11 protein-coding genes are annotated in these 12403 nt (G+C 38.1%); 1 reads left to right on the top strand and 10 read right to left on the bottom strand.

All coding sequences use genetic code 11. The features are described from left to right. Positions 1–1446: 1446 nt before the first annotated feature. The 10 genes from QQK09_RS15860 to QQK09_RS15905 form a co-directional block, all read right to left on the bottom strand. Complete coding sequence (locus tag QQK09_RS15860) at positions 1447–2118, bottom strand: hypothetical protein (protein ID WP_284205137.1); 672 nt, start codon at positions 2116–2118, stop codon at positions 1447–1449. 2270 nt (positions 2119–4388) lie between these two features. Then, the gene (locus QQK09_RS15865) at positions 4389–4970 is read right to left on the bottom strand and encodes a hypothetical protein (protein WP_284205138.1); all 582 of its coding nucleotides are present in this window, start codon (positions 4968–4970) and stop codon (positions 4389–4391) included. Between the two features lie 335 nt (positions 4971–5305). Then, a complete protein-coding gene (locus tag QQK09_RS15870; RefSeq protein WP_284205139.1) occupies positions 5306–5572 on the bottom strand; it encodes a hypothetical protein in 267 nt (88 codons plus the stop codon). Between the two features lie 234 nt (positions 5573–5806). Next, on the bottom strand, positions 5807–7285 hold the full coding sequence (locus tag QQK09_RS15875; protein WP_284205140.1) for an FAD-dependent oxidoreductase: 1479 nt from the start codon (positions 7283–7285) through the stop codon (positions 5807–5809). Further along, positions 7275–7793, bottom strand: a complete 519-nt coding sequence (locus QQK09_RS15880) for a GNAT family N-acetyltransferase (protein ID WP_284205141.1) — start codon at positions 7791–7793, stop codon at positions 7275–7277. Before QQK09_RS15880 ends, QQK09_RS15875 begins: the two co-directional genes overlap by 11 nt. Positions 7794–7828: 35 nt before the next feature. Beyond that, the gene (locus QQK09_RS15885) at positions 7829–8278 is read right to left on the bottom strand and encodes an SMI1/KNR4 family protein (RefSeq protein ID WP_284205142.1); all 450 of its coding nucleotides are present in this window, start codon (positions 8276–8278) and stop codon (positions 7829–7831) included. A gap of 82 nt (positions 8279–8360) precedes the next feature. Then, a complete protein-coding gene (locus QQK09_RS15890; protein WP_284205143.1) occupies positions 8361–9161 on the bottom strand; it encodes a PhzF family phenazine biosynthesis protein in 801 nt (266 codons plus the stop codon). 21 nt (positions 9162–9182) lie between these two features. Next, positions 9183–9605: a GNAT family N-acetyltransferase gene (locus QQK09_RS15895; protein WP_284205144.1), complete on the bottom strand. Its 423-nt coding sequence runs from the start codon at positions 9603–9605 to the stop codon at positions 9183–9185. A 29-nt stretch (positions 9606–9634) separates the two neighbouring features. Next, positions 9635–10180, bottom strand: a complete 546-nt coding sequence (locus tag QQK09_RS15900; protein ID WP_284205145.1) for a GNAT family N-acetyltransferase — start codon at positions 10178–10180, stop codon at positions 9635–9637. A gap of 71 nt (positions 10181–10251) precedes the next feature. Then, a complete protein-coding gene (locus QQK09_RS15905; protein WP_284205146.1) occupies positions 10252–10773 on the bottom strand; it encodes a MarR family winged helix-turn-helix transcriptional regulator in 522 nt (173 codons plus the stop codon). Between the two features lie 155 nt (positions 10774–10928). Here QQK09_RS15905 and QQK09_RS15910 point away from each other — a divergent pair, with 155 nt between their 5' ends. Then, on the top strand, positions 10929–12389 hold the full coding sequence (locus QQK09_RS15910; RefSeq protein WP_284205147.1) for a catalase: 1461 nt from the start codon (positions 10929–10931) through the stop codon (positions 12387–12389). Positions 12390–12403 lie beyond the last annotated feature (14 nt).

Raw genomic sequence — 12403 nt, forward strand, 5'->3', positions numbered from 1 at the left:
AATATACTGAGCAGGGAAAAGTAATATTTAGATTGACGTGGGAAGTCATACCAACGCCGCATTAAGCGGATAAAAATAGTTGGTTATAATGTTGAGGCACGAAACATAACCAACTGTTTTTATTCCGTTTAAATGCCTTGTTAATTGATGCCGATAATAGAACTTTAAACACCAATTATTCTAGTGACCATTTCGATATTGAGAATCCAAATACCAAGCGGAAACTACAAACCTTTTTAGCAAAAATAGACGTTCAGTATTACGTGAAAACTAGGCAAAAAATGAAGCCTCTATTTACCACAAACTAAGCTAATGAGTTTTATGCTTTTGGTTTTTATAAAAGCAAAACTCTATTAGCGAAAATACCTTAATCTGGCTGAATGTGCAGATTAAAAGTCACATTCGAGACAACTGATTTGAGCGTGTTTCATAAATTACCCGGTAATAAAAACACTTAAAATTGAAAACATACCCCAAATAATTTTAAGGCCAATTAACGCCGCATTAAGCGGATAAAAATAGTTGGTTATAATGTTGAGGCACGAAACATAACCAACTGTTTTTATTCCGTTTAAATGCCTTGTTAATTGATGCCGATAATAGAACTTTAAACACCAATTATTCTAGTGACCATTTCGATATTGAGAACCCAAATACCAAGCGGAAACTACAAACCTTTTTAGCAAAATTACACGTTCGATATGACGCGAAAACTAGGCAAAAAATGAAGCCTCTATTTACTAAAAACTAAGCTAATGAGTTTTATGCTTTTGGTTTTTATAAAAGCAAAACTCTATTAGCGAAAATACCTTAATCTGGCTGAATGCGCAGATTAAAAGTCACATTCGAGACAACTTATTTGAGCGTATTTCATAACTTAGTCGGTAATAAAAACACTTAATCTAGAAAATATATCCCAAACAATTTTAAGGCCAATTAACGCCCACATTAAGCGGACAAAAATGGTTGGCTATAATTTTGTGAGGAACGAACAATAGCCAACTGTTTTTGTTCCGACTTAAATTGCTTGTTATAAAGTCAACCATTGAACCCTACGATTGAAAGGCACATTTCGATATAACTGCCCTTTTCAATTTAAGATTAATTCTCAGCGAAGCAAGTTGACGAACGAAGCTAAAAACCAATTTTAAATCACCGAATAAAACTCGATTTTGGACACCCAAACACGCTACCGCACTTGAAGTGAAAAACACAGCAAGTGACGACACTTAGGCTTTGAAAAACCAGCCCATTTAAGCAATCTTACAACGAAGTTAGTGATGCCAACTTCGCCAAAAACATTGCTGATTTTTGGACTTGCAAAACTAACCTCAACATACTAAATGAACACTTTATAACGCCGCGTTAAGCGGACTAAAATTGTGGGTTAAAATGTGTAGCGAAGCGAAACGTAACCCACTGTTTTAGTTCCGTTTAAACGCCTTGTTATGCATTTAAACCTATAACTATTGCACGAGCTTTAACGTTTGTTTCTGCAAAGATAATAACTTGGAAAGCAGGCTTATAATCATTAACATTATCTTCAAGTTCTGTTTTTGCAAATAAATACAATACGTTATAAGCGGAATATTCTACGTGTTTTTCATCAATCCTAGACATTTTATCCTTTGCCAATTGTAACGTGTATGTCTTTAAATCAAAGTCAGATACTTCGCCCCGATACTTTTCTGCGATATAAAGATCCAAATGTCGCTTTGAAATCTTATCAAGCGCAGCAGACAATATTGTTTGGACTGCTTCTTTTCTAGTTTGTACCAAATGCTTATTTAACAAATTCATTTTCTGTTGGAAACGTTCCATTTCCTTTGTTTTTTCATCTGCATATTCTCTTGTCTTAATTAGAATATCGTTAGCCTTTGCTAATTCCAACTCTTTGTTACTGACTTCAATTTGTAATTCTTCAATATCTTTCGATATATCAGCCCTTCGCACTTCAAGGTCTTTAATTACCAACTGTGCTGTTTGTAATTCTTTTTCTTTTTGAAAAACTGGATGAATCGTATTGAAATAGGCCCACACACTAAAGATCAGTGCTGATGTTGCTGTGATTTTATATATTCCACCGATGAATCCATCGTCTTTTGTCCAAAAATTCAAAACATCCCCCCTTGAAAATGCATAACGCCCACATTAAGCGGACAAAAGTAGTTGGCTATACTTGTTGAGGTACGAAACAAAGCCAACTGTTTTTGTTCCGACTTAAATTGCTTGTTATAAAGTCAACCATTGAACCCTTCGATTGAGAGGCAACATTGCGATATAACTGCCCTTTTCAATTTAAGATGAATTTTCAGCGCCGCACGTTGACGAACGAAACTAAAAACCAATTTTAAATTACCGACTAAAACTCGATTTTGGACACTCAAACAGGCTACCGCACTTGAAGTGAATTACACAGCAAGTAACGACGTTTAGGCTTTGCAAACCAAGCCAATTTTAGCAACCTTAAAACGAAGTTAGTGATGCCAACTTCGCCAAAAACTTTACTGATTTTTGGACCTACAAAACCAACCTCAACACACTAAATGAACACTTTATAACGCCGCTATTAAGCGGATAAAAATAGTTGGCTATAATTGTGGAGCGAAGCGAAACGTAGCCAACTGTTTTTATTCCGCTTGAATGCTCTTGTTAAATGGTAGGCCGAGTGAACAATCAATTGAACTGTAAAATCAGGCTTTAAACCACTTATAAATTTAACCATTATCATAAACGAAGCTCGTTGATGAACGAAGTTAACACATTGTTCTATTTGCATTTTTTAGAAGCCACGTTGAAAACCAAGCCAACTCACCGCACTTGAAAATGGCGTAAATGTGCGAGTTACGAATTACATTCATGGTCACGATTATAATAGCCAGTTTCCGATAATTTCAAAGGAAACAAACAAGCCAACCTCGCATACGACTTTACACAAAATAGACCTAAGAAACACAAACCCAAAAGACCTCTACGAAAGCCATTTAACGCCGCATTAAGCGGATAAAAATAGTTGGTTATAATGTTGAGGCACGAAACATAACCAACTGTTTTTATTCCGTTTAAATGCCTTGTTAATTGATGCCGATAATAGAACTTTAAACACCAATTATTCTAGTGACCATTTCGATATTGAGAAACCAAATACCAAACGGAAACTACAAACGTTTTTAGCAAAATTACACGTTCAATATGACGTGAAAACTAGGCAAAAAATGAAGCCTCTATTTACTAAAAACTAAGCTAATGAGTTTTATGCTTTTGGTTTTTATAAAAGCAAAACTCTATTAGCGAAAATACCTTAATCTGGCTGAATGTGCAGATTAAAAGTCACATTCGAGACAACTTATTTGAGCGTATTTCATAAATTACTCGGTAATAAAAACACTTAAATTTGAAAACATATCCCAAATAATATTAAGGCCAATTAACGCCGCATTAAGCGGATAAAAATAGTTGGTTATAATGTTGAGGCACGAAACATAACCAACTGTTTTTATTCCGTTTAAATGCCTTGTTAATTGATGCCGATAATAGAAATTTTTACACCAATTAATCTAGTGACCATTTCGATATTGAGAACCCAAATACCAAGCGGAAACTACAAACCTTTTTAGCAAAATTAAACGTTCAATATGACGCGAAAACTAGGCAAAAAATGAAGCCTCTATTTACTAAAAACTAAGCTAATGAGTTTTATGCTTTTGGTTTTTTATAAAAGCAAAACTCTATTAGCGAAAATACCTTAATCTGGCTGAATGTGCAGATTAAAAGTCACATTCGAGACAACTTATTTGAGCGTATTTCATCAATTAGTCGGCATCGAAAACACTTAAATTGAGAAAACATACCCCAAATAATTTTAAGGCCAATTAACGCCCACATTAAGCGGACAAAAGTAGTTGGCTATACTTGTTGAGGAACGAAACAAAGCCAACTGTTTTTGTTCCGACTTAAATTGCTTGTTATAAAGTCAACGATTGAACCTTACAATTGAAAGGCAACATTACGATATAACAGCCCTTTTAAATTTAAGATTAAGATTAATTTTCAGCGAAGCGCGTTGACGAACGAAGCTAAAAACCAATTTTAAATTACCGAATAAAGCAGGGTTTTGGGCACTCAAACAAGCTACCGCACTTGAAGTGCAACACACAGCAAGTGACGACGTTTAGGCTTTTAAAAACCAGTCAATTTGAGCAATCTTAAAACGAAGTTAGTGATGCCAACTTCCCCAAAAACTTTACTGATTTTTGGACTTACAAAACCAACCTCAACACACTAAATGAAAACTTTATAACGCCGCGTTAAGCGGACTAAAATTGTGGGTTATAATGTGTAGCGAAGCGAAACGTAACCCACTGTTTTAGTTCCGTTTAAACGCCTTGTTATGCCTTATTTACGATGGATTCAACTTGTGAATTGAGGATATTCTTCATCATCATGACCGAAAATTTTACGCCATCTTTTTCTGAAATTATTTCTCGTAAATAGATCTTCTGTTCGTCATACTTTTGAGGGAATCTAATGCTAATGTAAGTCATAAGCTCTTTTTCGGGCTCCCAAAATCTAAATTTACTTTCTTCATGACCAGAATACTTTTTTAGAAAACGGTCAATTGTAAGCCCTTCTCTTTGCCAGTTAACAAGTTCTTTGTTTATCCACACATCATTCCAACTTTCAAAAAGAGGAAAGTGGGCAAGAATGTTACGTACAAATTTGAAAAGAGGGCCACCAATTTCGGACTCCATTGGAGGTCGATTTTTCTTTAAAGCTTTTAAGACAAGTTTAATTGGTTCATAACTTAATACTTCTGCATAAATGGCGAACAAATGGGAGACTTTACTAAAACGATACCATTCTTCTCTTTCCCAAAACGCCTCTTCCATGATTTCATCTGCAATATCGTAAAAGCGATTGTATGCAAGACTCAAGAAGAGTTCTTCAGACTTATTTGGTCTCACATCCATGCGGATAACTCCATTAGGCATAACAGCGTAACTAAGCCGAATCATTCCATATTAACAACGGAAATACAGAATAGTTTAATTTGTTAAAATATACACTTTCACAACATAAAAACAATGTGTTAAAGCAAGTAATCAAAAAATAATCATGTGGATAGATAGAATTATTCTGTATTAACAACAAAATACAGAATAACAGCTCAAAGGCTTAAAAAGTCTTGTGGTCAGTAATTTTGGCCACAAATCAGAGGGAAATAAATTTAATTATATGTACAAATTAAAGGCATAAATTAACAGCACCATAAAAAATGATGCTTTAGTAAAGTGCAGAATGGAGCTTATTTTATAGCTTTAGGGTCAATACCTAATTCTTTAGTTTTTTTCTTGAATCTTTTAGTGATAGTTGACTCGTTAACACCTAATTTTTCAGAAATTTCAGCAAAAGTATAACCCAGCAAACGATAACAAATTAGCTGAATAGTGTCCTCACTAGCTCCTTTTTCTTTTATGCCCGCGAGTACACGTTCAACTCCTCTCTTTTCAAAATCAACTTCTATACAAGAGCCTAAAAACACGAGTAAAAACACGAGGGTCAAGTCTTTCATTTTGCATTCTTTAGCCACCAAAATAAGCCAACGGGATCCTGAAAAACACGAGGGTCAGGTCTTTTATTTTGTAAAAAACATGAGGGTCAGGTCTTTTATTTTGTAAAAAACACGAGGGTCAGGTCTTTCATTTTGCATGATGTTACTTTTTATCGGCCGATATAACGTAACATCTGAATTACAAATGCTAAAAAGCCACACTAAAAAGCGTGGCTGATGGGTTTATAAAAAACATTATTCTCTATTAAGACAGCGCCCTCTTGGTTCGTTACCTTCATGTAATACGGTGTCAGAATGCAGGAACTGTGCGGCATGTGCCGATTCATTCACTTTAATTGCACTGCGCGTTAACATCTCAGACTCAAAATCACTTAACACTCTCGCACGTATTCCCTCTTGCTGCCATTGCGATAAAGGTCGGCATCTTTTGGTAATGGTTCGCGCTAAGGCTAAAGCATCCAACAAGGCTTGATTTGCACCTTGCCCTTTAAAGGGACTCATCGGGTGGGCAGCATCTCCAATTAAGGTGACTTGCCCTGCCTGCTCTAATTGCGCAGGCGATAATGGCAAGCGATCATACACAGGATAACCTGATACCAATGACGCTTGTGTTGCGGCTAAAATTTGTGGGATCGGGTCGTGCCACTGACAGCGTTTAAGTGCTTCTTGTTTTAACGCTTGTGGGCCTTGCGCACTCAACTGTTTCGCTTGCTGTTCTGGCATCGGAAAACTGAGTTGCCACATTACCGAGTCTTTATCATAAGGCATGATATAGATACGTTCATTGCCATTTGCAGTTTGGAACACGGTTTGTGAATCAAGCAGTTCTCGATCAATGCAATCAATCTGATTTAAAGGACAAATCCCAAGAATGGCAATACAACCTAAATAAGATAAGGGTGAAACCTGATCGCCAATTAACAAATGTCGCACTGAGCTACGTATCCCATCCGCACCGACCAGAAGATCTGCTTTTACTTGCTTGAGCTTACCCTCGACTTGAAAAGTAAGGTTCACTCCTTGCTGATTATGTTGATTAAAATCGACCAGTTTATGGTTCCATTGCACGACATTTTTACCGCCATTTTCACCACCTAACTGTTCAAGCAGCGCGGCACGTAATGACTGTCTGGCAATATGTATATTGGTACGTTTGGGTAATGTTTTAGTCGCCTTTTCTACTAAGCTTTCAGGTAGATTATCGGTTAGATTTCTCATTCCCCATTCGCCGAGTACTTTACCTTCAACGTTAAAAACGACGTGCTTTGTTGAAACGACACCACCCGATAATGAAAAGATGCCTAATCCCTCAATGGCTCTGCTCGCTTGTTGTAACGTCAACCCATAACCTTGAGAGCGTTGATCAAAGCTTTCATCACGTTCATAAAGTGTAAAAGGAATACCACGATGCAAACAGGCAACAGCAAGCGCAACACCGCCAATTCCTCCACCAACAATGGCAATATGCGGATAGTTTTCTGACTCAGGTAAGACCTGCGAATCTGCAGCGACTAAACCCGCGCCGTTACAATGTGCACAGTTATCAAGGTGCCCCTTAGGTTGAACAGGTATTGCTCCCTGTTGATTATTTTTTTCAAATTGTAATAACTCACGTTGATAGCGTAGCTTTGCTTTCTTACGAATACGTTTACTTTTTTTACCGTGTCCTCGACATTCCTGACAAAGAGACCAGTGTTGCTGTTTATCTTGCACTGTTTAGACTCGATTTATTAATAGATAACGTCACTAATTTAGGATCGTCATAAATAACCGCTGAACGATCAACCTCTAACCCTAGTTTTTCTAAAATACTCACCGAGGGTAAGTTATCCTTTACCGCCACACCGTATATTTTAGTGTGTTTACCAAGGGAGAAAGTATGCGATAACACCGCTTGAGCAGCTTCGTATGCAAATCCTTTACCCTGTGCGTCTGCTATCAACCCATATCTGATATCACTACACGCGACGTTTGGTGATATCTCAACACCAGCATATCCTAGCTTAACCTCAGGCTGACTTTTTAGGGAAACGATATATGAGCCAAAGCCGTGCTGCCAATGATTAACTCGTTTTATAAGGTGTTCAGAGATCTCTTGATCACTGTACACAGCGGCCTTGGGAAGATATAAACTCATGATTGGGCATGACATTATTGCTTTATAAATATCGAAATCGGCTAAGGATACCGGCTTTAAAATTAGTCGTTGTGTTTCTATCATATTGCACAGCTTCCTATTTATTGTTATTAAGACGACTAAAGTTCATTGAACTGGGCTAACCAATCACTGAAAGAACCAGCGACTGGGGTCACTATGCATAATGCATGATTAAAGAAATATACCGGTGCATCTATCTGCTGTTTGCTGCAGTCTGTTGCCTTAAAGCAAAACATGTTGCCCTTACAATCAGAAGCAAACAAAATATGCCCCTTTGGCATACCGGTCATCTCATATAACTTAGAAAGGGAGGCAATATCTTCTAGACTCAAGAAGTCTTGTACTTCAGAAAGGTCGGAGTTCAAATCGCAAATTTTAGTTAATACATTTGGGGTGTGCACTAAACCGTAGTTACCTATTAGATACTTATAAGTATCGGGCAAAAAAACAGCTAATGTAGATTCAAGTTCAACAATATCCTGGTTATTTATTGGCACCATAGTGCCTTTGCTGCTCCAGTTTTTTACGAATAGATCTATGCTATCCATAGAGAGTTACTCCAAGTGCGTTAAAAAGAGATCCTACGATTAGCTTAAACCTATTACCGTCGGCTAATAGCAGTGATCCGTTTTATACACTCATCGTGCCGTTAATGACAGTAATTGCGTTACCCATTAATTTAACGCGTTGATTAGGCAGCAATTGCATTTCAACATAACCACCCCGCTCAGAGGCTTGATAACCTTTTAGATGTGATAGATTAAGACGCTCTCGCCAATAAACAGCTAATGCGCAATGTGCTGAACCGGTCACGGGATCTTCATTAACACCAACCCAAGGGGCAAAATAACGTGACTTGAAATCAACCTTACCATCGACTGACTTCACGGTGACCAATACGCCGCGACCAGATAAGCGTTTTAAGCCGTCGAAGTTGGGATTAAGGGCGAGTAGATCGGTTTCATCAGCAATTTCAATCAAGACTTTTGAATCAAAGCTCCCATTGTATAACAGTTGATCAGGGCGAATACCGAGATAATCGAGCATCTCTGTTGATGCCCCTGACTGTGCATTAAGTTTTGGCGTAGGAAATTGCATTTCAATATTATTCGCTAAAATCGTCACCAATAAGGGGCCTGATAAGGTATTAAAAGTGATCTTTTCTCCAACAGATACAAAGCCCGTCTGTTTTAAAATATGGGCAACGGCCAATGTGCCATGCCCGCATAACTTAACCTCAACTTGTGGTGTAAACCATCTTAAGCGCATATCATGTAACGATAAAAATGCCGTTTCTGAAACGGCCATCTCTGCCGCGATAGAGAACATCAAGCTGTCATCCAGCCCCTTTTCGGTGATACAAACACCCGCAGGATTGCCTTTAAAAGGCGTTGATGTAAATGAATCAACTTGGTAGATATTAATGTCCATGAATGCCCTTTTTTATAAGTGTTAGCGGTAGATGTCTGGTTTATAAATTTCCATCAATGTATTTGCATTGCTGAGGGAAGTAAAACCGAATTTTTTATATAAACCATGCGCATCAGTGGTCGCAAGTGTGAAACGCCTTACCTGTTTGACACTACGGTGTGATAACACTGCGTCAAGTAACCGTTTTGAAATCCCTTGCCCGCGAAACGCTGGCCAAACAATCACATCAACCAAGTTAGCAAAGGTTGCATGATCAGTTATAATACGGCAAAAGCCAATTTGTTCCTCTCCGCGGTATGCACCGATACAGACAGAATGCTCAATGGAGGTCGACACCGTCGCTAAACTAATGCCTTTAGCCCAACTACTTTCACATGTCAGAAAATGGTGGATTTTAATCACATCTAAACGCGATTTATCATCACTAATATCGATTAATGGCATAAGGATTCCTTTCTATAATTATTGCTCATTTAACTTGATAATTTTGCCGTTAAGAGATGATCTTGCCATTCACCTGCAATTTTTAAATAAGCTTTAGCAAGCCCCTCTTTTTCAAAGCCTAATTGATGCAGTAACCTCGCAGAGCGGTGATTTTCTGGCATATAATTAGCCATGATGCGGTGTAACTTATATTCTTCAAAAACAAAGTGAATAGCCGATTGAAGCATTTCAAACATTAACCCTTTACCTTGATATGTCTCACTAATTGAATAACCGAGGTGACAGGCTTGAAATGCGCCGTGAACAATATTTGAAAAGGTGCATAAAGCGATTATCTCTGTTTTATTTTTATTAAAAGCAACAAGAGAGATGGAATGACCTAATTTAAAGCTTTCAAGGTTACTTTCAATGCGTTTCTTCGTTTCTTGCGCTGTGTAATATTCATCTGTCCTTAATGGTTCCCACTTAGCTAAATAGGCTTTATTGTCATTCTGATAGTTAACCAATAGGCGAACATCATCAGGTTTCAAAAGTGTAATGATCAGATTTTGTGTTTTTAATTCTGGCATTTCCATCCCGCTAAATCCTTTTAGTGGTGCTTATCAATCAGGCTCACTTTATTAACTAGGTTAACAATTGTCGTAAATCACTTTTCAGTATCACTCGCAACTAACGCACTGTGTTGATCGACACTGTTCATCAGTTTGGTCAATAAAGTTTCAAGCTGATCTGTTTCTTGTTCACTAAATCCTGATAGCAACTGATTTTGATAATGGTGTAATTTAGTTGCCGTCTCTTCTACCGACTTAACCCCTTTGTCTGTCAAACGAATCAGTCGAATACGTTTATCTTGTTCACTATTAACACGAACAATAATGTCTTTATCCTCTAACCTTTTCATTATTTTTGCCAACCCCCCCCAGCTAAATAACATGAAATTACACAGCTCCGATGGCATTAATTGATATGGCGGGTGAGCAGAAGTTCGTCTTAACGCAGTAAGGAGATGAAAATCACTGGCTAATAATCCCTGTTCGTTCATGAGATGTTCAATATGTTGGCCAATATAGTTGGAGATTTTATCCATTTTTGGATACATCATCCAAAGCTCTTTATAAGCTTCTGGCCAGTTTAATTTCATCAACTTAGTAAAATTGTCGAACTGCATCAAAAGATTCCTTTTTCCACTTGCCATTTACCATTCTAGAAAGGTATTATTATAATATTACCTTTCCAGAGAGGTAGTTGGCAATTATTTCTTAAACTGGATTTATTATTGAAATTGCCATCATCATATAACAAAAACATGAAATGGAGTTTAAAATGACCAATAAAAACAATTTAACATCTGCTAATGGTAGCCCAGTAGCAGATAACCAAAATGTACAAACAGCAGGTGCCCGTGGACCAATGTTGCTACAAGATGTTTGGTTTCTTGAAAAACTAGCGCACTTTGATAGAGAAGTTATTCCTGAAAGACGTATGCATGCTAAAGGATCTGGCGCATATGGTTCATTCACAGTGACACACGATATTTCGCAATTTACAAAAGCAAAAATCTTCTCGGAAGTGGGTAAAAAAACGGATCTATTTGTACGTTTCTCTACGGTAGCAGGCGAACGTGGTGCAGCAGATGCTGAACGCGATATTCGTGGTTTTGCCGTTAAGTTTTACACTGAAGAGGGTAATTGGGATCTAGTGGGTAACAACACACCGGTTTTCTTCCTACGTGACCCATTAAAATTCCCTGACTTAAACCATGCAGTAAAACGCGATCCACGCACCAATATGCGCAGTGCAGAGTCAAACTGGGATTTCTGGACCTCTTTACCTGAAGCACTTCACCAAATCACGATATTGATGAGTGACCGCGGTAACCCAAGCAGTTACCGTAAAATGCACGGCTTTGGTAGCCATACATTTAGTTTCATTAATGCTGATAATGAACGTTTCTGGGTCAAGTTCCACCTAAAAGCGCAACAGCCACTTGAAAATTTAACCGACCAAGAAGCTGAAACGCTTGTCGGCCAAAACCGTGAAAGTCATCAGCAAGACCTTTACGAAGCAATTGAAAACGGTGAGTTCCCGCGTTGGGATCTGAAAGTACAAGTGATGCCGGAAAAAGACGCAGAAACCTACCGCTTCCACCCTTTTGATCTAAGCAAAGTATGGCCACATGCCGATTACCCGTTAATGGATGTGGGTGTTTTAGAGTTAAACCGAAATCCTGACAACTATTTTGCAGAGGTAGAGCAAGCTGCATTTAACCCTGCCAACGTTGTCCCGGGCATTAGTTTTTCACCAGATAAAATGTTGCAAGGTCGTTTATTCTCATACGGTGATGCACAGCGCTATCGTTTAGGTGTAAATCATGCCCATATCCCAGTGAACAGCCCTCGTTGCCCTGTAAATTCATATCATCGAGATGGTGCTATGCGTGTTGACGGTAACTTTGGTAGCACTAAAGCTTACGAGCCTAATAGTTTAGGTTTATGGCAAGACCAAGGCGGTATGAAAGAACCTGCATTAGCGATTAATGGCGGCGCTTATAACTGGGATTACCGTGAAGATGACAGTGACCATTACACACAACCGGGTGATCTATTTAGATTAATGAGTGCAGAGCAACAGCAAATATTATTCGAAAATACTGCACGTGGTATGGGTGATGCGTCTGTAACTATTAAGCATCGTCATATTGCAAACTGTTCTAAAGCAGATCCTGCATATGGGGAAGGTGTAGCGAAAGCATTAGCACTTAACATTGCTGATATAGCAGGCTAAGAAGTAGCTATCAT

It is taken from the genome of Psychromonas marina (assembly GCF_030161115.1).
Lineage (GTDB): Bacteria > Pseudomonadota > Gammaproteobacteria > Enterobacterales > Psychromonadaceae > Psychromonas > Psychromonas marina.

Bases quoted from the DNA above. Each gene is read 5' to 3' on its own strand.
- QQK09_RS15865 (WP_284205138.1), bottom strand. From the start codon at position 4,970: ATGGATGTGAGACCAAATAAGTCTGAAGAACTCTTCTTGAGTCTTGCA.
- QQK09_RS15870 (WP_284205139.1), bottom strand. From the start codon at position 5,572: ATGAAAGACTTGACCCTCGTGTTTTTACTCGTGTTTTTAGGCTCTTGT.
- QQK09_RS15880 (WP_284205141.1), bottom strand. From the start codon at position 7,793: ATGATAGAAACACAACGACTAATTTTAAAGCCGGTATCCTTAGCCGAT.
- QQK09_RS15885 (WP_284205142.1), bottom strand. From the start codon at position 8,278: ATGGATAGCATAGATCTATTCGTAAAAAACTGGAGCAGCAAAGGCACT.
- QQK09_RS15890 (WP_284205143.1), bottom strand. From the start codon at position 9,161: ATGGACATTAATATCTACCAAGTTGATTCATTTACATCAACGCCTTTT.
- QQK09_RS15895 (WP_284205144.1), bottom strand. From the start codon at position 9,605: ATGCCATTAATCGATATTAGTGATGATAAATCGCGTTTAGATGTGATT.
- QQK09_RS15900 (WP_284205145.1), bottom strand. From the start codon at position 10,180: ATGGAAATGCCAGAATTAAAAACACAAAATCTGATCATTACACTTTTG.
- QQK09_RS15905 (WP_284205146.1), bottom strand. From the start codon at position 10,773: ATGCAGTTCGACAATTTTACTAAGTTGATGAAATTAAACTGGCCAGAA.
- QQK09_RS15910 (WP_284205147.1), top strand. From the start codon at position 10,929: ATGACCAATAAAAACAATTTAACATCTGCTAATGGTAGCCCAGTAGCA.